The sequence below is a fragment of the Paenibacillus glycanilyticus genome (assembly GCF_030161375.1).
GTDB classification, from domain to species: Bacteria; Bacillota; Bacilli; order Paenibacillales; family Paenibacillaceae; genus Pristimantibacillus; species Pristimantibacillus glycanilyticus_B.
Map to the genome: position 1 here is coordinate 26,044 of NZ_BSSQ01000007.1, position 23,863 is coordinate 49,906.

10 protein-coding genes are annotated in these 23,863 nt (G+C 50.3%); all 10 read left to right on the forward strand.

Going from position 1 to position 23,863, the window contains the following annotated elements; genetic code table 11:
• The 10 genes from QQK89_RS09280 (at position 1) to QQK89_RS09325 (ending at position 23,679) form a co-directional block, all read left to right on the forward strand.
• Entirely contained in the window at positions 1-1,863 is a 1,863-nt protein-coding gene (locus QQK89_RS09280) for a sensor histidine kinase (protein ID WP_284238255.1), read from the forward strand.
• Positions 1,864-1,952: 89 nt separating this feature from the next.
• Positions 1,953-2,927 carry an ABC transporter permease gene (locus QQK89_RS09285; RefSeq protein ID WP_284238256.1) on the forward strand — a complete coding sequence of 325 codons (975 nt, stop codon included), beginning with the start codon at positions 1,953-1,955 and terminating at the stop codon, positions 2,925-2,927.
• A gap of 18 nt (positions 2,928-2,945) precedes the next feature.
• Entirely contained in the window at positions 2,946-3,824 is an 879-nt protein-coding gene (locus QQK89_RS09290) for a carbohydrate ABC transporter permease (protein WP_284238257.1), read from the forward strand.
• Between the two features lie 90 nt (positions 3,825-3,914).
• Positions 3,915-5,708, forward strand: coding sequence for a hypothetical protein (locus tag QQK89_RS09295; protein ID WP_284238258.1), 1,794 nt, complete (start codon positions 3,915-3,917; stop codon positions 5,706-5,708).
• An 85-nt stretch (positions 5,709-5,793) separates the two neighbouring features.
• Entirely contained in the window at positions 5,794-8,349 is a 2,556-nt protein-coding gene (locus tag QQK89_RS09300; protein ID WP_284238260.1) for a discoidin domain-containing protein, read from the forward strand.
• A complete protein-coding gene (locus tag QQK89_RS09305) occupies positions 8,312-9,799 on the forward strand; it encodes a GH39 family glycosyl hydrolase (RefSeq protein WP_284238262.1) in 1,488 nt (495 codons plus the stop codon). The genes QQK89_RS09300 and QQK89_RS09305 overlap by 38 nt, the downstream gene beginning before the upstream one ends.
• A 217-nt stretch (positions 9,800-10,016) precedes the next feature.
• Positions 10,017-12,287 (forward strand): glycoside hydrolase family 3 C-terminal domain-containing protein, encoded by a 2,271-nt coding sequence (locus QQK89_RS09310; RefSeq protein WP_284238264.1) that lies wholly within the window; start codon positions 10,017-10,019, stop codon positions 12,285-12,287.
• A gap of 121 nt (positions 12,288-12,408) precedes the next feature.
• On the forward strand, positions 12,409-13,437 hold the full coding sequence (locus QQK89_RS09315) for an NAD-dependent epimerase/dehydratase family protein (RefSeq protein ID WP_284238265.1): 1,029 nt from the start codon (positions 12,409-12,411) through the stop codon (positions 13,435-13,437).
• A gap of 298 nt (positions 13,438-13,735) precedes the next feature.
• Entirely contained in the window at positions 13,736-17,935 is a 4,200-nt protein-coding gene (locus tag QQK89_RS09320) for a family 43 glycosylhydrolase (RefSeq protein WP_284238266.1), read from the forward strand.
• A 131-nt stretch (positions 17,936-18,066) separates the two neighbouring features.
• A complete protein-coding gene (locus QQK89_RS09325; protein WP_284238268.1) occupies positions 18,067-23,679 on the forward strand; it encodes a glycosyl hydrolase 115 family protein in 5,613 nt (1,870 codons plus the stop codon).
• Positions 23,680-23,863 lie beyond the last annotated feature (184 nt).

Genomic DNA, 23,863 nt, shown 5'->3' on the forward strand with positions numbered 1-23,863 from the left:
ATGCTCCATTGGATTAAGAAGTATATGCTGAACGTTTCGCTAAAGATGAAGCTGATCATCGCTTATACCATTCTTGTGACCGGCATCATTCTCGTTATAGGCGTAGCGACGTATGACATTGCTAGATACAATCTCGAAAACAGGGAAAAGGCGCTGCTCTATCAAAATTTGAAAAAAACCGGGAGCATTCTTGATTTTAATCTGGAGATGTATTTGCGAAAATGCGAGATGATCTTCTCCAACACCAGCATTCAGAAGGCGCTAGGCAAGGATTACTCATCCTCCGACGTCTCGGAGATTTACGATACGTACCAGAATACGTTCTACGGAACAATAACGCCAATTATGCAGGAACTGGTATATCCGGATCTTACGCTCCATTCGTCTACACGGGGGATCGGAACGGACATGGTCGAGACGTCCATCTATACGATGAATCCGCTGTTGCCTCCGGATGGCCTGATCATTAAAGACTTTGAACCGATTAAGGACGAAGCTTGGGTGAAGGAGATGCTTCGCAATCCGACCAAACCTTATTGGCGTGGATTGTTCTCCGCGTTAAACGGCCAGGCGACGACGGAATATGATTATATTTCGATCAACAGGATCATGAGATCCTTTGAAAGCATGAAGGAGCTTGGCGTGCTTTTGATTAAAATCCCGATTATAAGATTGAATTACCTGCTCTCGCAAGGCTTCGACAATGAGGACATGTCCCTGTACCTCATGGATGAGAAGGGGAGTAATATTATCTCGATTGCGGGCAAAAACATGTCGCTGAAGTCGGAGGATATTACGGGCCTAACGAAGCTGCCGTTCAACGACAAACAAACTGCCCACCTCAAGACAATTAATGATCGTAAATACTTGGTATCCTCCGTGCAATCGGATATTACCGGTTGGAATCTGATTGAGGTATACAAATATTCGACGGTCTCCAATCGGCTGGACAGCATCAAGCTGGTCATTATCCTGGTCTTTATCGCGGGATTTGTTGTATTTCTTATTTTTACCGTCTTCATCTCGCACCTGATTACCCGCCGCATCGATAAAATTATGAGGAAGATGGACTTGGTGAAGGCGGATCGGCATACCAAGCTGTACGAAATGGGCGGAAACGACGAGATCGGGCAGCTGGACCGGAATTTTAACGATATGGTTCGCAGAATTAACGAGCTTGCGGAAAGCGAAAGCAAACATACGATGCAAAAAGCGGGGCTGCAGCTGGAGTTGCTGCAATCTCAGATCAACCCTCACATGCTGTACAATACGTTGTCCACGATCCAGTGGAGAACGAAAAAAGCGGGAATCGAGGATGTGAACACGGTAATCGACCGTTTGATCCGCTTCTTCAAATATTACTTAAACAACGGAATTATTGTGTCCAGCATTGGCAACGAGATTGATATTATCCGTCAGTATCAAGACATTATCCGATTCACCTATCAGATGGATTTCGAGACCAAGATTGAGATTGACGAACGGATTCTAAGCTATTATTCGTTAAATTTGTTGTTGCAGCCTATTGTGGAAAATGCGCTCATTCATGGCATTAGGCCATCCGGCAGGCCGGGCCTTCTCGTCATATCAGGTGAAATTCAGAATGAAATTCTGATCTTTACGATTCGCGATAACGGGATCGGAGTGGACCCGGACAAGCTGGAGCGGATGAGAAGCCTTGAGCCCGATCCTCGCAAGGGCGGGTACGGATTGGCGAATGTCGTGAAGCGGATCCGTTTGTACCTGGGCGAGATGTACGGCGTGACGATTGAGAGTGTCCCGGGCGAAGGGACGAAGGTTGAGCTACGCGTACCGGCTCTGACGCTGGAACAAATGGAAGCAAAGGTCAAACCTGTGATTTGAGACGTTAATATGTGTTTTGCCGTCTGTGAAATCTACCTCCATTCCTTCACAATAAAGCTATAAACAAGCAGAAGAGATGGAGGTAGATCATGGCGTCAATAATCCCTACAGAGCGGAATTCGCCGCAGAGCCCAACCGTTAAATCCGATTATGGAAAGAGGAAAAATTTGCTTAATAAGATCAAGTCTCAAAAAATACTGTTGTTGTTTCTTATCCCCGCAATGATCGCCGTATTTGTGTTCAACTATTTGCCTTTAGTCGGATTGTCCATCTCCTTTCTAAATTACCAGCCAGCCAAAGGGTTATTTGGAAGCGATTTCGCTGGGCTGGAGCATTTCCGGACCTTTCTGAAGGATCCTGAGTTTTATTCGGCTTTGAAGAACACGCTTGGCATTGGCGGACTACTTCTGCTGTTTGGTTACCCTGCTCCCATTTTTCTGGCCCTGATGATCGATAACGTCAGAAACGCGAGATTCAAGAAAGTAACCCAATCCGTTACTTATCTCCCGCACTTTATTTCCTGGGTCATATTCTCCGGTCTTGTCTACGAGATGCTCGACGTGGATAACGGGATCATCAACGTCATTCTGATGAAGCTGGGCATAGAGCCGATTTCCTTTATGAGCAGTCAGAATTATTTCTGGACCATCCTGGTCAGTTCCTCGATTCTGAAAGAAATTGGTTGGGGGACGATTCTTTACTTGGCGGCTATCTCGGCTATAAATCCGGAGGAATACGAAGCGGCAAGCGTCGATGGAGCCGGCAAGCTAGCTCGCATCTGGCATGTCACCATTCCCGGGATTGCTCCAACGATGGTGCTGGTCTTCCTTCTATCTCTTGGCGGACTACTAAGCGTGAACTTTGATGCCATCTATAACATGATTAATCCGCTTGTTCAGCCGAAGGCGGAGGTACTTGGCTACTATACGTTCCGTACAGGTATTATGTTAGGCAAATATTCATATTCGACGGCGATTGAACTCGTGAATTCCTTGATCTCGTTCCTAATCGTGTTGATTTCACTCAAAATTGCCAAGCGGTTTGCCGATTACTCCGTCATTTAGTAGAAAGGATAGATTCTAATGAGACAAAGCTTGGCTGAAAGGTCGTTTAACGGTTTCATTTACTTGTTCCTCATCTTGCTGTGCGTCGTAACGGTGTATCCCTTCTTGTATGTGCTCTTGTATTCCTTTAGCGATGCAACAGCGGCATCCGCAACGCAAATTACGCTATATCCGGTAAAAGCTACTTTGGAGAATTACACGGCCGTATTCGCGAATAAAAATATTTTCCATTCGTTTTTTGTATCCGCTTCCAGAACGGTTATAGGAGCTATATCCCACGTGTTAGTAACGAGTTTGGCTGCTTATTCGCTGTCGAAAGCTCATCTCATTGCCAGAAAAAAGCTGCTTGTTTATTTTCTTATTCCGATGTACTTCAGCGGCGGTCTGCTTCCTTTCTATGTGTTAATTATCAATCTGCATCTCAATAACAACTTCTTGGTGTACATTTTGCCGGCCCTGTTTGGCACCTATAATATGCTGCTCTTCAAAACGTATTTCGAGCATCTGCCGCAAACGATTGAAGAAGCCGCGAAGATCGACGGCGCGGGAGACTTCACGATTTTCACCCGAATTGTTATTCCGTCAAGCATGCCTATTATCGCAACCGTCCTGCTATTCTCCGGGGTTGGACAATGGAATGCATACTTCGATGCCATTCTGTTCGTGACGAAGGAGAATCTGATGCCGCTTCAGACGCTTCTGTACCGGATCGTTGTGGAGCAGCAAGCGGACACGATGGAGAAGATTATGAAGCTAGCCAACAAGAAGTCCAACGTGACGCCGGAATCGATTAAGATGGCCACGATTGTTGTTTCGATTGTACCCATCCTGATTGTTTATCCGTTTCTTCAACGGTTCTATATTAAAGGCGCGATGCTGGGAGCAGTTAAAAGCTGATTGCCGTTTATTTTGCCTGGAGGTGATGTTGGGGCAAGCTGCCGGATTTGAATTGCAAACGAAGTTTAACCATAATGGGAGGTCATAACCATGGTCAAAACAAAAAGAATCAGCTCCATGATTACCGTCTCGCTCTTATTAACCAGTCTGATGGCCGCATGCGGCAACAACAATAATGCTAATGAGAGCTCAAATGCGAATGCCAGCGCAAGTGCAGACGCAAACACGGACAGCGCAAGCAACGCAACGCCCGAAGCCTCCAAAGAGCCGGAAAAACCGCTTGAGTATTCCTTCCTTGATTTATATCGCAGCGCAAAGCCCGTTGGCATCGACAACCCGAATGATGTCGTGACTCCATGGGTAGAGAAGAAGTTCAATATTAAGCTGAAAGAATACACGACCGGCGGCGACCGGACGGCAACGGATGTGCTGAATATGATGGTTGCCGCGGGCAATCTTCCCGATGTCGTTATCGTTCCTCATCCGTTCAAGGCCCAATTCTACGAGACCGGACAATTCGCCGATCTATCGGAATATAAGGATCTGCTCGTCAACATGAACCAATATACGTCGGATCTGGGATGGAATAACTTGAGTCTCGACGGCAAGCTTGTTGGTCTGCCAAATACGGCAGAGCCGGATATGACTAAGCCCGATCTGGCCTCCCAAGTGAATTCCGATATTTTCTATCAGCCGCTCAACAACTGGGTACCGGTTGTCCGCGAAGATATTCTGAAGCAGCTTGGCTATACGTTCAAACCGCTTAGCCAGTTGCAAGGAGAACTGGACGCGAATCCGAGACAGATCGCGCTGGATGATGCAACGCTTGAACCGGCGATCAATACGTTCGAAGACTTTGAGAAACTTCTCTATCAAATTAAAGATCTGCATCTGAAGGTGGACGGCAAAGAGTTAATTCCGCTCGAGATGCCGGACTGGGGAGCTTACCACTTCAGCGTCTTGTTCTCGCCGACTGGCGGCTGGTATTACGACAAGGCTGCCGATAAAGTAACGGGTTATCTGGACAATCCGGGCATGAAGGAATATTATCAAACGCTGGCCAAATGGATGAAGGACGGTATTCTGGACAAAAACTGGCTGATTAACAAGCCGGAACAAGCGCAAGAGAAGATTGCATCCGGACGGGTGGCGGTGACCATGTGGGCACCGGATATGACGGCGGCAAGAAATGCCCTGAAGGCAAAAAATCCGGAAGCCGAGATGCATCCTATTAATTGGCCAGCGCCGAAATACGCCGAGAAGTCGTACGTCGATGCCGCATCACCGGCAGGTTGGCCGATCTTTATGATCAACAAGAACGTGAAGGACATTCCAAGACTGCTCAAATACTTCGACTGGTTCTACTCGGAAGAAGGCAAGGACATTACAGCTTGGGGACCGGAAGAAGCCGGACTGTGGGAAATGAAAGACGGCAAGAAAGTGTTCAAGGATGAGAAGTTATGGGAAGCCATTCGCGACACCAAGAAGACGGAAGACGGGAAAAACCAAGAGTACTACGGCATTCTGGGTACATCCGAATCTTCCATTACGGCACCGGCGCCAGGCTACAATAACAAAACGCCGTATTACAGCTATCCGATCAAGCTGGATGCTTATGACAGGCTGCACATCTACCTGTCCAATCCGAAGATCAGCTACGACGGTTCCGTCTTGCCTGCGATGACCGGCGCGTCCAGCGAGACCAACGGCTATTACTGGAGTACGGCTCGCCAGAAGGTGGCTCAAATCCTGTCTGCCAAGAGCGATGCGGCTTTTGACAAACAGTGGGATGAAGTCGTTAATGACTTCAAGCAGAAGAGCAATTATGATGCGGCCGTACAAGAGATGAAAAAAGCTTTCGACAACGTATTGTCGGGCAAATAGAGGTTGCAGTTGCGGCTAGAAGATAAGGAGCGTACCGGGTATGGTCGCTCCTTTCTTATTCCACGAATGGGAAGGGGCTATATTCATGGAGCGATTAAACAAGCTCAATAAGAAGCTTGTTCTGTTAATTAGCCTGATCTTCATCATGCAGGCATTTGCCGTACCGCCAGTCATCCATGCCGCGGATTATACGGTTGGAACGGATGGAACCCGTTCTTATCTGCTAGCTTATGATGCCAGCCAATCCGGTTATTTGTTAAAGGTATTGAACAACGGGACCGAGCAGTGGGTCTCCAAACACGGTTCGGTAGGCGTTAAGGTTATTACCCAAAGCGATCAGCTGCAGAACACGATCTATAAGCCTTATAGTTCGGTGCAAGCGGTAACGGATGGTTATCAGGGATCGGTTACGATCAGCACGGCTAACGGCAGTTCTATCCAAATAACGGACAGCTACAGCATGGTTCAAGGCAATCTGAACGTAGCTAGGGAAATCAAGGTGTTGTCTGCCGCATCAAGCGATAAAGGCTTTATGACGGAATTTCCGATTCGGACAGCCGCGGCATCGTCCGCGACCGATTTCAAATGGTTCTCGCCTAGTGCCTGGTACGGCAATGACGATCAAACCTTTGGAACCTATTCCTCCCGGATTGCCTGGGACGGGCAGGAAAGCGCAACCGGAGTGGAAGCTTTGTCGGCACCGTTTATAACGAGTTACCGCATGAACTCACAGCTTGGTTTAACGCTTGCGGACCAAACGCCAGGCGCAAGGGAAACAATTGTTGCGGATGAGAACGTGGAGGCGCTTAAATATTTGGTCGACAGCAGAATGAATCTGCCCGGGCTCGGAATGCGTCTTGCATCGGAAGGATCCGTTCAATATGTCGAGATGTTCCATACGTATCCTGCCTATACGAAGAGAAGAATGATCCCCGATACAAGCACGGGAGGACGAATCTGGCGTTTTCTGCCGATGACGAACGGACTTACTAGACTGACGAAGATGCAACTGAACTATAAACCGTATACCGACTTTCAGAATGCCGTACGTCAAACCTGGCGAGCTGCCTACGACGAGTTGGCGATCGTGGATATGCGGGTTGACCCGAACGAACATAAGGATACGCTTTATGAGCATATCGATAAATCTTATGGTGTCGTAGGCGGTGCTCCTCAATATTTAACGAACGCGGATCATTTCATGCCCGACAGCGGCTTTTTGTGGCGAAATGCGGATTTGGCCTGGTTAATGCTTGCCGCAGGTTACGAGAAAGGAAAGCAGAATTATATTAATCATGCTATAGCGGTACTTAACGATCAGGTAGCGAATGATCGAATCGACGCAAACCAGACGGATACGGATATGGAGCGGGCGAAGACGGAAGGGTTCCAAGCCGTACTGAAAGCCTACCAGCTAGAGCTGGCCCATGGCGTAACGCATGCCGATTGGTACTCCTACCTGATTGGCAAAGCAAATGCGCGCCTAAATTCAACGGATATTCAAAGCCTTGGATTTATGGTCGATATCGCAAAATATACGGGTAACGCCAGCTATAAAACGGCAGCAATGAACATCGGCAATGCTATATGGAACATCGGCCATGGCGACTATAAGTTTTACGGAGGACTATTCTACTTCTCTGCTTCGGATATCGTGGACAGAGAATCCGGTTACCTTGCCCTATACGGTTATCTCGGCCTATACGATTTGACGGGAAGCTCGACTTGGCTCGATCGCGCCAAGATTGCCGCAGACTTCGTAGAGACCAACGAGGTCATTCAGAACGTGAAGATGACCGCCGAAGACGCGACGGGTACAGAAGACAAGAACGCCGTGTTTGGCAACGATAATCTGCCTCCTTACGGAATGAGCTTTATCGCTTCCGACGGGTTGGGAGTAGACATCTTTAACGCTGTCGCCGTCCCGGAATATTACCGATTGTACCAGGCAACTTCGGATTCGCATTATTTGGATTTTGCCAAGTTCTTGGAACGGAACACTATGCTGTACACCAATCTGGGAGACAAAGTAGGCGTTATGGACGATTCGCTCCACTCGTCGGGTCTTGGCTTCACCAATGAATATTTCTTCCTTGGGCCAAGCGGCGACAGCGGGGGCAAAGGCAGGGGAAGAGGGCATGACAGCAACTTGGCATGGGTTCCTTATGTACTGTTATCAGAAGCCCAGCGGATGAAGGACATGACAGGCAGCTATTTCCTAACTCCAACGCAGAGAACGGATTGGAACGTAGCCCAATTCAAACCCGTAACGGTATCAAGCACGGATAATGCTATTCATGACGCGGCAAGCGCGGTGGACGGAAATCCGGAAACCAGATGGGCCGCTTCCAGCAGCAGCAAGCCGCAATGGCTTGTCGTTGATTTGGGGCAGAAGCATAATATCAGCAGTATGAAGACAACCTTCGAGTTTGCGGGGTTATATTACCAATACAAAATAGAGTATTCCAGCGATAATACGAACTGGACGACGTTTGCCAACCGGACCTCCAATACAACCCCAATGGCGACGTATTCCGATGCGGGCAACATCAAAGCGAGATATGTGAAGCTAACGGTGACCGGAGCCGAATGCACCGCATGGGTTGCGTTCGGATTTTCGCGGTCAGCTTCAGGTGCTTAAGCGGGATATTGGATTTGAATATGTAAGGTTTCATGGAATACTCGCGGATGAACTTCTAGTCTATAACGAACAGTCGGACGGAAGCGTGTATTATAACTTCAACCATATCGACGCGTTACTCGACACCTTGCTTGCCGAAGGCGTGAGGCCCTTCCTTGAGCTTGGCTTTATGCCGTCGCAGCTTGCTTCATCGGCAGGCGAAATTTTTTATTGGAAGGCCAACGTAACCCCGCCGAAGGATCTGGTCCGCTGGCTCGACCTGATTGAAGCATTTGTTCGGCATTTATTGAACCGTTACGGGATTGCGGAAGTAGTGAGCTGGTACTTTGAGTTTTGGAACGAGCCCGATATTGAAGGGGTCTTCTGGAAGGGAAGCCGCGAACAGTTTTTTGATTTTTTCCGTGCAAGCTGTGAGCGCTTGAAAACAATTGATGCCAGATTGAAAATCGGCGGCTTCGGGAACCTGGGCATGGTCGGAGATGGTGATTGGCTTCAAGACTTTGCCGATTACGCCCGCAAGCATGATTTGCAACTGGATTTTTATTCGTTCCATGTCTATCATCTATCCGATTTCGAAGTCGCTAGCGAACAGGCAGCCGTTGCGACGGAGCTGCTTGCCGATGCGGATTATGCCAGTGATCTTCATTCTGAGCTGCTTAATCAGCTTACGGGCATTCGCCTCGGTGATGCAAATACGATTCAGCGGGCGGTTGAAGAGGAAGTCGCTCGGTCAGGTACGCTACCCATGACGACGGAAGAACGGTGGATTACGGAATGGAATGCGAATACCGACTGCCGTGACCTTGTTCACGATACCTGCTACATGGCCGCTTTTATTATAAGGACGGCTTTGCAGATTGGTCCGCATGTCGAAGGATTGGGCTTTTGGACGGCGACGGATCTACACGAGGAGTTTCGTCTGCCTCAGCCGGTCTTTCACGGCGGATTTGGCCTCATGACTTACAATGGAATCAAGAAAGCGGGGTTCCATGCTTTTGCCTTCCTTGCCAAGCTTGGCGATGAAATCTTGCTGCAAAAGGAAGGGATTATAGTCACGCGAAGAGGCGATGACTATCAGATTCTGCTGTATCATTATTGCCACTATAACGATCTGTATGACCGGTTTGATTATTCCCAGCTTACGTCGATTTCGCGTTATGGCGTATTTCTAAACAGCGAGCTAGAAGAGGTAAAGGTGCGTTTGCATAGTCTGAATGGCGACTTTACGATAGAAGAACAATGGGTAAACCGTAAACAAGGCTCGTCGTTTGATGCTTGGGTCGAGATGGGGGCACCGGACATCTTGAACGGGGCTGGTCACAATCACTTGGTACGGATGGCTGAGCCGGGTTACCGGACCCGAATGGAGCGGGCTGAAGGGATAATGGAGTTAAAAGCTGTTCTTGAGCCGCATGAGATTCGGCTAGTTACGATAAAGCGCCGATATTAATATCGCGCAGCAGAACCAATAAAGGGACATTCGCAAGCAGCGGGTGTTCCTTTTTTTTAGGTCCATGAGGAAGTCAAATAGGAATGTAAGCGATAACGAAATAGAAAACGGAACAGCGGAACGAGTGCTTTGGAATGAATATAACGCCCAGCTGAACTATCATTACTATTAATAATTGGAATTAATATCTCATTCATTCAAAGCAGGGGGAATCCAAATGAACCGTGATATAAAGGGACTCGCAAGCCAGATGACGTTGGAAGAAAAAGCAGGGATGTGCTCCGGCCTAAGCGTGTGGCATTTAAAAGGCGTTGAACGACTTGGCATTCCTTCCATTATGGTGGCGAATGGACCAAATGGCCTTCATAAACAAGCCGCATCGGAAGGCATTAACATGAACGGCGCTACTCCCTCCACCTGTTTTCCAACAGCAGCAGCGCTAGCGAGCACGTGGAACCGCGAACTCATCCATGAAGTTGGCGTTGCGCTCGGAGAAATATGCCAGGCGGAGAATGTAGCCGTGCTGCTTGGACCGGGAACAAATATTAAACGGTCTCCTCTGGGCGGTCGAAACTTTGAATATTTCTCCGAAGATCCTTATTTATCCTCGGAGCTGGCAGCAAGTCAAATCCAAGGCGTGCAAAGTCAAGGCGTAGGTACGTCATTGAAACATTTTGCCGTGAACAATCAAGAGCATCTTCGGATGAGTTATGACGCCATCGTCGACGAACGGACGTTGCGCGAAATTTATTTGGCCAGCTTCGAAGGTGCCGTGAAGAAAGGAAAGCCTTGGACGGTTATGACGGCATACAACAAAATCAACGGTACTTATGCCTCGCAAAATGAACATTTACTGGATGATGTATTGCGGAAGGAATGGGGCTTTGAGGGGGTAGTTGTATCCGATTGGGGCGCTGTTGATCAGATTATCGAATCCTTGGCTGCCGGACTTGAGCTTGAGATGCCAGGCAATAATGGCCTTACCGACAAGAAAATCATTCAAGGCGTGCGGAATGAAACGTTGCCGTTAGAGGTGCTGGATTCGGCTGTTGAACGGATTCTTGAGCTCATCTTCAAGCATATGGACAACAAACGGGAGCATGTAACCGTACGTACAGAGGATAACCACGCTCTTGCGCGTAGAGCGGCAGGTGAAAGCATCATCCTGTTGAAAAATTCGGATGGGTTGCTTCCTTTACCGAAGAACGGCAAAATTGCGATCCTTGGCGCATTGGCTCAAAATCCTAAATTCCAAGGCGGCGGAAGCGCCTTTGTTGTACCAACGCAAGTAGATATTCCAGTCGAGGAGATGAAGCAGCTTGCCCATCATGGGGATCTTATCGCCTATGCACCCGGTTACGCGGTAGATACAGAGGAAGTGGACGGTCAACTCATCGAGGAAGCCAAACAGGTTGCGGGAGCAGCCGACATTGCGGTGATTGTCGCCGGCATTCCGGATGGGTTCGAGTCCGAGCTGTCGGACCGTCGACATCTGCGTCTCCCTTATAACCAGGAGCAATTGATTGAAGCGGTTGCCGCTGTTCATGACAAGGTTGTCGTAGTTCTCATGAACGGCTCTGCCCTTGAGATGCCATGGGCATCTTCGGTTCCGGCCATTGTTGAAGCATATCTCGGCGGGCAAGCCATTGGAGGGGCGCTTGCGGACATCCTCTACGGCGAAGTAAATCCAAGCGGCAAGCTGGCGGAGACGTTCCCGGTGAAGCTGGAAGACAACCCTTCCTACTTACACTTCCCGGGCGAAGGCAAACGAGTGGAATACAAGGAAGGGATCTTTGTCGGTTATCGTTACTATGATACGAAGAAACTGGAGCCTCTCTTCCCATTCGGACATGGGCTTAGCTATACAACGTTTGCCTACTCGGATCTTAAGCTGAACACCGCGAGTATGCTCGATACCGACACGCTTGAAGTTCAGGTGACGATTACGAATACCGGAGAACTCTCGGGCAAAGAGATTGTACAGCTGTATGTGAAGGATACGGTAAGCACAATGAAGCGGCCTGATAAAGAGTTGAAAGACTTTGCCAAGGTTGATCTGGAGCCGGGCGAGCAAACGACGGTTACGTTCACGCTCGGTCAACGCGCCTTTGCGTATTACAACGCGGAATTGAAGGATTGGCATGTAGAAAGCGGAGAGTTCGCCATCATGATTGGCTCTTCCTCCCGGAATATCGCCTTGCAGGCTTCGCTTGAAGTCCATTCTACCGTAGCGCTTCACCAGACATTCACGCGTAACTCGTTGCTCGGCGAGTTGATGACGAACCCTGCCGCTGCCTCGATGCTGCAGTCGCTGGCCCAGCAGTTCCAAGCCGCCATGGGGATTTCGGAGCAAGATGAAAAAATGGCGAAAATCATGCAAGCCGCGCTTGCTACCATGCCTTTGCGCAACCTGGTATCCTTCAGCCAAGGTGCCTTCACGGATGAGATGTTGGAGCAATTGCTCGGTCAATTAAATGGGCATCATTAAGCATTTTTATTTTTAACTTAGAATTTTTTTTGGAATCACCATCCCATGTAGAGGTTATGGCTAATGGATCGCGAAAGCAATGGAGGAGCGAGAGCTACATAAGGATGGAGGCGCACGGGTAATGAGAAAAGTATTAATAATCGGCGGCACGGGAATGATCAGCGAAGCGATAACAGCTCGTTTGTTGTCGGATGGGGCAACCGAAGTTGTTCATCTGAATCGGGGCAGCAAGCCTTCGCCGGAAGGTGTCCGAAGTATCCAAGCGGACCGAAGCGACAAACAGTCGCTGAGGGAAGCCATTCAATCGGAACAGCCATTTGATTGCGTCATCGACATGGCCGCTTTTACGGCAGCGCATGCCAAAGACGCCGTTGAGGTATTCAGCGGCATGACGAAGCAATATCTCTTCTGCAGCACCGTTGACGTCTACTCCAAGAATGCGGACTATTATCCGATAGATGAAGCGCATCCGAGGAAGCCAAGCTTGTCCTTTCCTTACGCCTACGGCAAGAGGGAAGCAGAAGACGTGCTGCTGGCGGCTTATGAACAGCAGAACTTTCCCGTTACCATTTTGCGCCTTGCTCAGACTTATGGGGGGACCTCCAATGCTATTGCATCCCTAGGCGGCGGCGAGTATCAAATGCGCAGGCTCCGGGAGGGCCGCCCGATTATTGTACACGGTGATGGATCCTCGTTATGGGTAGCTTGCCATCGGGATGATGTAGCTGTTGCTTTCGCGAATGCCATTGGCAATAAGAACTCTATTGGCCGGGCATATAATGTAACAGGCGAAGAATGGATGACCTACAATCAATATTGGAGCATTGTAGCGAAAGCGCTCCAAGCGCCCGAACCGAAATTTGTTCATATTCCCACGGATCTTCTTCAGGCGATGTTGCCCAAACGCGCGGAGTGGTGCGCTGAGAATTTTCAGAATGTGACGATTTTTGATAATACGGCTGCCCGCACTGATCTGGATTTCCGGTATTCCATTCGTTGGGAAGATGGCATTCGGGCCGTAATCAACGAGCTCGATCTACAAGGGTCTATCGCGGGTAGCGAAGAGAGGGTTTATTATGACCGTTTGCTGGAATGTTGGCAAGAACAGGTGAACAGACTAATAAGCGAGCTACGACCTTACGACAATTAGATCATTTATATAAACGAAGCAGACGTTCCATTATGAGATGGGACGTCTGCTTTTTTCATTTGGATCATCCGGAAATCTTAAAACGATTACAAAAACTATTTAAGATAGTACATTTTGTAAGTTTCCTCCGGAAGGTAGAATGAAGAACACTAGCCAGAAAAGCAATCGAGCAGGGAGATGGACAAAAATGAAAGCGGTTTATTTGTCTATAGAGCCGGAGGAGGTGACTCGCGGATACAGCGTAGTGCGTTCGTACTAGGAGGAAGAAAACATAATGATTGATCAGGGAGGATTGCAAATGTTCAGGAATCGTTTCAAATATCTGCTGCTTGGTCTTGTGGTGCTGCTGATGCTGCCGCAATGGAGCGTTGCAGCTGCAGCGGCAGAACCGACGCCAGATCAGGCAGATTCAATATCGGCTTCGGCAACAGGAGGAACAGAGGTGTCCGATTTCTATAATGTGATCATGCAGGTAGGTGCCGACCCGTATGTGTACAAGCATACGGATGGCTTTTATTATAACGTCTTTGTTAACGCCAGCGGCATCATGATCCGCAGAGCGAAGACCATCTCCGGCATTGATGCCGGCGAGCGCAGCTTAGCTTGGACACCGGTGAAAGGAACGATGTACAGCTCCGATGTATGGGCACCGGAGATGCACTATCTCAAAGATAGCGACGGCGAGTACAAGTGGTATATCTACTTCGCGGCTGACAACGGAACAAACGCCAACCACCGCATGTACGTGCTGGAGAACGATAGTGCTGATCCGATGACCGGAACCTGGGAGTTCAAGGGGAAAATAACGGACTCTTCCGACCGCTGGGCGATCGACGGAACGGTGATGACCGTAAACGATAAGCCTTATTTCATTTGGTCCGGCTGGGAAGATACGGACGGCAGCTTTCAAAATTTATATATCGCGGAGATGAGCGATCCTAAGACCATCAGCTCGGAGCGGGTATTGCTGTCGACGCCTGATCACGATTGGGAATCGTCTCCGGGCCGAATTAATGAAGGCCCCGAAGTGACTATACATGGCAACACGATCAACTTGGTTTATTCCGCTAACGGAAGCTGGACGGATAGTTATTGCCTTGGACTCATCACGGCCCAAGTTGGCGACGACTTAATGAATCCCGGCTCCTGGGTCAAACACGACCAGCCGATATTCTCCAGCGCAAACGGCGTCTACGGCCCCGGTCACCATAGTCTCACCACTTCTCCCGACGGCAGCGAGGACTGGATTATTTACCATTCCGCCCGCTGGTCCGGATCAGGGTGGACCCGCAATGTCCGGGCACAAAAATTTACTTGGAACGAAGACGGAACGCCGAACCTCGGAGAGCCCGTCGATCCGAACCAACCGATTGCGATCCCTTCAGGAGAACCGGTACGTCAGCGTTATGAGGCGGAAGACGCCCAGCTCGTGAAAGATCCTGGCGGTGAGACCGGTCCAAGCGTCCTGCGGGAAAACACGGCTTCGGGCGGGAAAAAGATTACGAATATGAAGAATGCCAATGATAAAGCTCAATTTACGGTTAACGTGCCGGAGGCAGGCATGTATGTGCTCTCCGTGCGAAACGCCAACGGTACATCGAGTGCGGCGGATGCTTCACATATCTTGTCGGTCAATGGCAACTCCGGCGCCAAGCTGAGCATCGTGTATTCCGGCTGGAATCGTTGGGGCGCCTCCACGGCGAAAGTGTATCTGCAGCAAGGCGATAATATCATTCGTTTCTCTGCCGGCGCTAACCTTGCGGAAATAGACAGCATGGATGTTTTCAAACTTGATTCTTCAGAGTTGGTATTCGATTCACCGGGATATACGCTGGGGCTTGGCGACAATCGCAGCTTGCCCGTATACTTGGTAGCCGGTACGACCAATACCCTTGCGGACAGCGGAGTTGCTTTCAGTTCTTCCGACAATCAAGTGGTTCAGATTAATGGGTCCGAGATCAAGGGGATCAAGGCAGGCAGTGCAACGATTACCGCAACCTATAACGGGAAAACAGCAACTACCACGGTTGTTGTTAACGCTGAACCGAAGACTGTGCAGTCCATTGCCATCAGCGGACTGAACAACATTCTGACCGGCGGGATGACAAGTCAACTGCAGTTATTAGCAAATTACAATACGTATGAAGTGCAGGACGTGACGGCTGGCGCGACATACTCGAGCAGCAATCCCGACGTGGCTCAAATCTCGGACACCGGTGAAGTCTATGATACTCAGCCGGGTGATACGGTAATCACGGCCGCGTACGGCGGCAAGGAAGCAACTTTCAACTTGACGGTCCTTCCCGATCCGTCTCAGGTTCCTCAGATTGTCACGCAGGTAAAAACGCCATCCGGAGCAACCCCTAAGTTGTCTGGCGTTGTTGACGTTGAGTATAAGGGAGCAAACAGCACGGCCGAGGTTAGTTGGAAGCTGGACGGCATTGACTTCAATTCTCTTGGCATGGTCCAAGTGCCAGTCTTGTTGACTCTGAATGGCGAGGAGGTTCCGGCTGCCGCTTCCGTTGAGGTTATTCCGGGATGGGGCCTTGATGAGATCGTGAAGCAAGCCCGCAGCCGGATAGACAACTTCTCGTATCCGCTGGGCGAAGGGCTCGGCAGCTATAGCAAGTCTGCGTATGATGCGCTTCTAGCGAAGCTCGACCATGCGGAGCAATTATCGGCTGACGCAAGTTTGACGGAAGAGCAATTTAATGAAGAACGGACTTCCCTTGCCAATCTGGAAGCCGATCTGTTAGGTTCGCTCAACAGCACGCAAGATGGCGTATTCTATAACGCTTACCGGGATTTCTCCAGCGATGAGACGGGCAAGTATCCGTTTGGCTTTAACATCGAAGACCTGACGAATGGGGCTACCGCAACGGTGCAAGAAGAAGAGGGCAATAAATTCCTGCGACTGACGACTACCGCTACCGCAGGGAAAGCGAACCTGTTCCTTCCTTATCTGGGCGAGGTGACAGCCGGGGCGGATCAACGCATCGTGATCGAATATCGCGCACGTTTAAACACCAACTTCCAGTACGCCAATGGCGCTATGGAGAGAAACGACAGCGGAACTGGCAATTACTCCATGGTATCTGCATTTGATACGGGCAAGCTGATCGTGCAGGATGGCGCTTCCAAGAAGACCGTCCAGAACTACACTATTAACACGTGGTACAAAATTAAAATGGTAGCCAACTGGGATGCCAAAACCTACACCGTCTATATCAACGATAACCCTGATCCTGTAGCTACGGACTTTGTCTTCCGCCATACGGGCGGCAACATGCTGACAGGCCAGCGTTTTGGCGTAGACGGGTACGCTAACGCATCCATGGACTTTGACGATTTCAAAGTGACGGTAACCGGCGGAACGAAAGCCACTCCTGTTGGGCTTAAGGCAAGCAATGAAACAGCGGCGGGCGCTAAAGACGGAACCATCACCGGCGTGAACGCCTCGATGGAATGGTCTTCCGATAATGGAGGGACATGGTCCAACGTAGAGGGGGATATCCTATCGAATCTGTCTCCGGGGGCCTATTGGATTCGTTACCGTGAAACCGATGACTATAAAGCCAGCTCCCAGGTGGAGTTAACCATCAAAGGTTATGAGCAACCAACGAACCCTTCTGACGGAGGTGGATCTAGCAGCTCTACAGGCGGAGGAGCAGCTACTACAATCAAGAACGAGGACGGCAGTACGACCACCATCGTTACGGATCAGAAGACCGGAACGGTAACCGAGACAACGACTTGGCCTAACGGAGTGAAGGTAGAGACGGTTACGACTTCCCTTGGGGAAGTCTCGTCTACCGTCCATCTGCCCGCTGGCGTGGCTGAAGCACGGATTACGATTCCGGTGAAAAATGCCTCCGCCACTACCGTGGCCTACACGGTCAAGGCAGTCGGAACCAGGAATATCATAGGCGACTCTATTCTTACGGACAACGGAATAAGTTTCATAGCCAGAGGCGATATGACGGTCAAATTAATCGACAACAAAATTACTTTCAAGGATGTGCCAGGCAATCACTGGGCTGCCGAAGCGATCGCTTTCGCCTCTAGCCGCGAGTTGTTCCTTGGAACGGGGCAAGGCGTATTTACCCCGGGCGAATCGATGAGCCGGGCTATGCTCTTCACCGTATTGGCAAGGCTCGGCGACGTGGAGACGAGCGGCGGCGCGAATTGGTACAGCAAAGCGCAAGACTGGGCTGTAACGGCTGGAATCAGCGATGGCAGCGCACCTAATGCTGCTATTACGCGGGAGGAGCTTATTACTCTTCTGTACCGGTATGCCGGACAACCCGCAACAAGCGGAGATGGCAAGAGCTTTGCCGACAGCGGCGAGGTGTCCTCTTGGGCAAAAGAAGCGATGAACTGGGCGGTAGCGAATGGGATTCTAAGCGGCAAGCCGGGGAACCTTCTGGCTCCTGGAAACAGCGTCACCCGGGCTGAAGTGGCCACGATTCTTGCCCGATTTATTGCTTCGCGAACCTAATACAACTTACTGAAATTATCCACGATGAAACCATAACGCTTCGCTTCGCGGATCTTGAGCGATCACGGCTAGGCCAGCTGCTCAAGATCCGCTTTTGCGCGGGCGAATATATAAAATTGAGGTGAGTTAATGTGATCAGAGATGCAAGACGCGTAATGGCCGTAATGATGATGATCGCGCTTTTGATCGGGATGATGCCTGCTTATGCAGCTGCTAATCCATCCGCTCAGGACGAGGACGAAGGAATCGTTAAGGAAACGGGGGAAGTTGGAGATTTTCCATTAGCGGTTAACGCAACGGCAGCGAACATTTGGGTGGATGCGGCGGAGGAAGCTCCGGTCAGACGAGTGGTGAACGACTTGAAGGATGACATCAAGCGAGTCACCAATCTGGACGCCAACGTGAGCAGCGAGACAGCCCTGCCCGCAGGTCCCGTCGTTATCGTGGGCACGCTTGCTAACAGCGCGCAGATTCAGTCGCTGGTCAGCGAAGGGAAGATTACCGCGGATGAAGTAAACGCGATCCAGAATAAATGGGAAGCTTATTTAATCAAAGTTTTGGACGACAATACTTTGGTTATCGCGGGATCGGATAATCGCGGAGCTATTTTTGGCGTATACGAGCTTTCGGAACGAATGGGCGTTAGCCCTTGGTATTTTTTTGCCGACACAGCTATCCAAACCAAGAGCGCCGTATACATAGCTGCCGGTACTTCCGTTACAGATCTGCCGGACGTGAAGTACCGCGGCGTGTTCCTCAATGATGAAGAGAAGCTTGGCCGCTGGGCTAAGGAAGTATTTAAAGACCCGGATAATATGGGACCCAAAACGTATGCCAAAATTTTCGAGCTTATCTTGCGATTGAAGGGGAACTACATCTGGGCAGCCATGCATGTTAATTCCATTAACAATGTGCCCGGCAATATTGATCTGGTGAAGGAATACGGCATCGTGCTTGGTTCCAGTCACCCCGATATGCTTCTTCGGACGAACACGCACGAGTGGGATGATTGGAAACAGGATTATGCCCAGAAGATGGGCGTTAATCCGGATACGATTGAATACGACTACACGGTAAGCAAGGATGCGGTGCTCCAGTACTGGCGCGAAAGCATTGAAAGCCATAAAGACATCGACGCGCAATGGACGCTTGGGATGCGGGGAATCCATGACGAAGCTTTCAGCGTGAAAAATCTGATGGACTCCGCCTATGATTACTTGGGCAGCGATCTGGAGGATCGGAAAGCCGGACTGATGAACGAGATCATCCGGGAGCAGCAGAAGATGCTTAAAGAGATATTAGGCCAGGAGAAATACGATAATTCGTTCCAGGCGTTTATCCCTTACAAGGAAGTTCTCCCCATCTACAACAACCCTAAATTTGATCTGCCCGACAATGTGACGGTGATCTGGTGCGACGACAATCACGGAATGATGCGGAGAATGCCGGATGCAACAGAACGTGCGCGCGAAGGAGGAAATGGGTTATATGATCACGTCTCCTATTGGGCTCCCGCTGACCAAAGCTATACGTGGCTTAATTCGATCCCTCTTTCCTTAATGGGGGAGGAGCTAAGCAAGTCTTGGGATCATAATATTCGGAAGTCTTGGATACTGAACATTGGCGATATCAAACCTCAAGAAGCCGAGATGACCTTCTTTATCCGTTACGGATGGGATGTAGAGAAGTACAAAAATAATTCGAAGCAATTCCTGAAAGACTGGGTTGGCGAGCAATTCGGCAGTGAGTACAGCGACGAGACAGCCGACATTCTCAATACGTTCTATCAGCAGACAAACGTTCGCAAGCTTGAGCACATGCAGGTTGGCGTGTTCAACCAGACCCAATACGGGGATGAGAGTTCGAAGCGCATGGCGGTATACCAGGATTTGTTCGACCGCGCCGCGGCGATCTATAACGCGCTTCCGGAGGAGCAGAAGCTCGGCTTCTACGAACTGGTGCAATCCAAAATAAACTGGGCCTATTATGTGAATAAAGCCTACTATTATGCGGATCGAAGCAATCTGGCCTACGATCAGGGTAGGATGGCTTCCGCCGATTCGTTCCTCAAACTCTCTCAAGAGGCAGATCTGGCAAAGAAAGCGGAAATTGCGCGGTATAGCACAATGGCTGATGGCAAGTGGAAGGGATTCATTGATCCCGAAAACGCGGCGCCGCCGGTCACTAACCAGCTTCCTGCCGGCACGCCGGCGCTGGTACTGGGGGAACCGTCCTTAGGCGCGGTTGTACAAGGCGAGAATAAGCCGCAGGAGAATTCCAAGCTAGTCTTCTCCCCGTACAACCAAGACGGTAAATTCATCGATATCTTCAATAAAGGAGCCGGCAGTATCAACTGGACAGCTTCCGCCGATCAGCCTTGGGTACATCTGTCCTCCGAAGCCGGCACCATAAACGACGAGACTCGCCTCTATGTTACGATTGATGAAATCGAAGCCCACAAAGGCGAATCAGCAACAATTACGATTACCGACACGGCAGCAAATACGGTCAAGACCGTTCAAGTAGCTGTTGAAGATCCGGCATTAGCCTTGTCCGAAGTGAAGGGGTATGCGGAAGCCGACGGTTATGTTTCGATTGAAGCGGAGCATTACAGCCGCTTGAACGCAAGCGGCAATAAGACGTGGGAAGTTATTCATGACTTGGGCCGTGCTTCCGGCGGTGACGTCGTACGTGCTTACGATCCTGATCTAGGAGCCGTGGACGAAGCTGCGATCACTTCGACAGCCCCAAGCCTGGAGTATGATATTAACCTGACTTCCGCGGGTCAGTTCCCGCTCGAGATCTACCGGATTCCGACGCTTAATTCCAAGGGAAAGGTACGCTTTGCGGTATCCGTGGACGATTTAGCCCCGATTGTCGTGGAATCTGCGGCAGCCGATGAAGGACAAGGCACGATCTGGGTAAGCAACCTTTTCCATATGATTGAGAAGCATGTCGTTACTATGCCTGCAATGACAGCTGGAAAACATACGATTAAGCTGTGGATGGTAGATAGTTTCATTATGATCGACAAGATGGTGCTGTACACCGGTCCGGAAGGCGTCATTCCGACTGAACTTGGTCCTGACGAGAGTTATAACGATGCGTTTAATACGACGTTTAGCCCCGGCACCCAGCTTCTGTCCCGGAACTCTACAGCCGCAGAGCCGAAAAACATCCCGGCTGGCTGGGGAGCGGGCGCTTTTGTTGAAACAGGTGGAAAGGTAGGCATTGAAGCCGAGTACGCCATGGAACATGAGCTTGAATCCGCAAGCCAGATTACGGATGACATGAAGGCGTATACCGTATCGAAGCGAGATCAGGCAGCCGCGGCAGGAAAGATTGCTAACGCGTGGCGTCTCACCCAGTCGGATACCGGCATGGCGATGCGCCTTCCCGATCTGGGCGGGCAGTGGTCAGACGATGCCGACTTCTCTGCATCGAGTCCGGAATTAACGTATAAGATCAATTTCGCAAACACCGGCGATTACAATGTCTGGGTGCGCTGGCGGTATGTCGACAATGCCTCTGACTCCATTCGCGGCGGGTTGGACGGAAGCAATGGCAACTTCTCGACTGCTGTCTTTTTCAGCAATGATCTGGACGAGAAATGGCACTGGAAAAACGTAGGCAAAGTTAACGTCGCCACAGCGGACGAGCATGCCTTCAGTCTGTGGATGCGCGAGGATGGTTTGTATATCGACCGGATTTACTTGACGAAAAGCGGCGATACGCCAACCGATGCCCTATGGAGTCCGTCTCTTCGGACGGAGAGTACGGCGGGACAGAGGCTTCAAGCAGCCGTTGACGCCAAGCGCGCCGGGATGTCCGGCATCTCTTATCCGTTAGGCGATGGTCTTGGTCAATACAGCCAAGCTGCTTATGATTCCTTGCAAAGCGCGCTGAACGCAGCGGATGCGTTGGCCAAGAATGTTGCAACTACGGATCAGCAAGCCTCCGATGCCCTGAATGCGATTACAGTCGCCGAGTCGGCTCTATCGGATTCTCTTGTTCTTGCGCAAGACGGAGTAAGTTATAAGGCTTACCGGGATTTTGTCGGCGATGAAGCGGGTGAAGTTCCGTACGGCTTTAACGTAGAAGACCTGACGAATGGCGCTACCGCAACCGTTCAGGAAGAAGAGGGTAATAAATTCCTTCGGTTGACGACCACGTCTACTGCGGGCAAAGCGAATCTGTTCCTGCCTTATAGCGGTGATGCGGCGGCTGCGGGAGACGAGCGCATCGTAATCGAATATCGCGCAAGGCTAAACACCAACTTCCAGTATGCTAACGGAGCCATGGCGAGGAACGACAGCGGGACTAGCAATTATTCGATGGTCACGGCGTTTGATACGGGTAAGATTATGGTGCAAAATGGCGGGTCCAAGAAGTCCGTCCTAAACTACGCGCTTAATAGCTGGTACAAAATTAAAATGGTAGCCAACTGGGATGCCAAAACTTATACCGTCTATATCAACGATGATCCGGTGCCAGTGGCCACGGACTTTGTCTTCCGCCATACGGGCGGCAGCAAGCTGACCGGCCAGAGGTTTGGCATTGACGGGTATGCTAACGCGTCCATCGACTTTGACGATTTCAAAGTGACGGTAACCGGAGGAGCGAAAGCCACTCCCGTAGGGCTTAAGGCTAGCAATGAAACAGCGTCAGGCGCTAACGATGGAACCATCACCGGCGTGAACGCCTCCATGGAATGGTCTTCCGACCAAGGGGCTACCTGGTCCAATGTTGGGGGAGATACGCTGCACAATCTGGCTCCGGGAACGTATTGGATTCGTTACCGGGAGACCGCTGACTATAAAGCCAGCTCCCATGTGGAGTTAACCATCCAAGGTTATGTTCAACCGACGAATCCTTCTGATGGTGGTGGATCTAGCGGCTCTACTGGCGGAGGAGCAGCCACTACGATCAAGAACGAAGACGGCAGTACGACCACCATCGTTACGGATCAGAAGACCGGAACGGTAACCGAGACTACGACATGGCCTAACGGAGTGAAGGTAGAGACGATTACGACTTCCCTTGGGGAAGTCTCGGCCACCGTCCATCTGCCTGAAGGAGTAGCAGAGACGCGAATTTCGATTCCGGCGAAAAATGCCTCCGCCACTACCGTGGCCTACACGGTTAAGGCAGACGGAACCAGGAAAATCATAGGGGACTCCGTTCTGACGGACCGCGGAATAAGTTTCATAGCCAGAGGCGATATGACGGTCAAATTAATAGACAACAAGATTACTTTCAAGGATGTGCCCGGCAATAACTGGGCAGCAGAAGCGATAGCGTTCGCCGCTAGCCGCGAGTTGTTCCTTGGAACGGGGCAAGGCGTATTTACCCCGGGCGAATCGATGAGCCGGGCCATGCTCTTTACCGTATTGGCAAGGCTCGGCGACGTGGAGACGAGCGGCGGCGCGAATTGGTACAGCAAGGCGGAAGACTGGGCTGTAACGGCAGGTATCAGCGACGGCAGCGCACCTAATGCTGCTATTACGCGGGAGGAGCTTATTACTCTTTTGTACCGATATGCCGGACAACCAGCAACAAGCGGAAATGGCAAGAGCTTTGCCGACAGCGGCGAGGTGTCCGCTTGGGCGCAGGATGCCATGAATTGGGCTGTTGCCGCTGGGATTCTGAACGGCAAGCCGGGAAACCTTCTGGCGCCTGCAAGCAGCGTCACTCGGGCTGAAGTGGCCTCTATCCTTGCACGGTTTATAACTATGCGCAGCTAGGCTAGTATCAGCAAAATAAGAGTTACTTTTACTTAAAATAGCGATGCAGAGAGCTATCCCTGCCATCGCTATTTTTTGCGGACAGCCTCCGACAGCTTAATGGCAAACGGAGCTTTTTAACCCTGAATTACTTATATCACCACGATTTTAAGTTATTACCAAATTCATTTAAATGAGTACATTT

Coding starts and splice junctions, on each gene's coding strand:
- QQK89_RS09280 (WP_284238255.1), top strand. CDS start 1: ATGCTCCATTGGATTAAGAAGTATATGCTGAACGTTTCGCTAAAGATG.
- QQK89_RS09285 (WP_284238256.1), top strand. CDS start 1,953: ATGGCGTCAATAATCCCTACAGAGCGGAATTCGCCGCAGAGCCCAACC.
- QQK89_RS09290 (WP_284238257.1), top strand. CDS start 2,946: ATGAGACAAAGCTTGGCTGAAAGGTCGTTTAACGGTTTCATTTACTTG.
- QQK89_RS09295 (WP_284238258.1), top strand. CDS start 3,915: ATGGTCAAAACAAAAAGAATCAGCTCCATGATTACCGTCTCGCTCTTA.
- QQK89_RS09300 (WP_284238260.1), top strand. CDS start 5,794: ATGGAGCGATTAAACAAGCTCAATAAGAAGCTTGTTCTGTTAATTAGC.
- QQK89_RS09310 (WP_284238264.1), top strand. CDS start 10,017: ATGAACCGTGATATAAAGGGACTCGCAAGCCAGATGACGTTGGAAGAA.
- QQK89_RS09315 (WP_284238265.1), top strand. CDS start 12,409: ATGAGAAAAGTATTAATAATCGGCGGCACGGGAATGATCAGCGAAGCG.
- QQK89_RS09320 (WP_284238266.1), top strand. CDS start 13,736: ATGTTCAGGAATCGTTTCAAATATCTGCTGCTTGGTCTTGTGGTGCTG.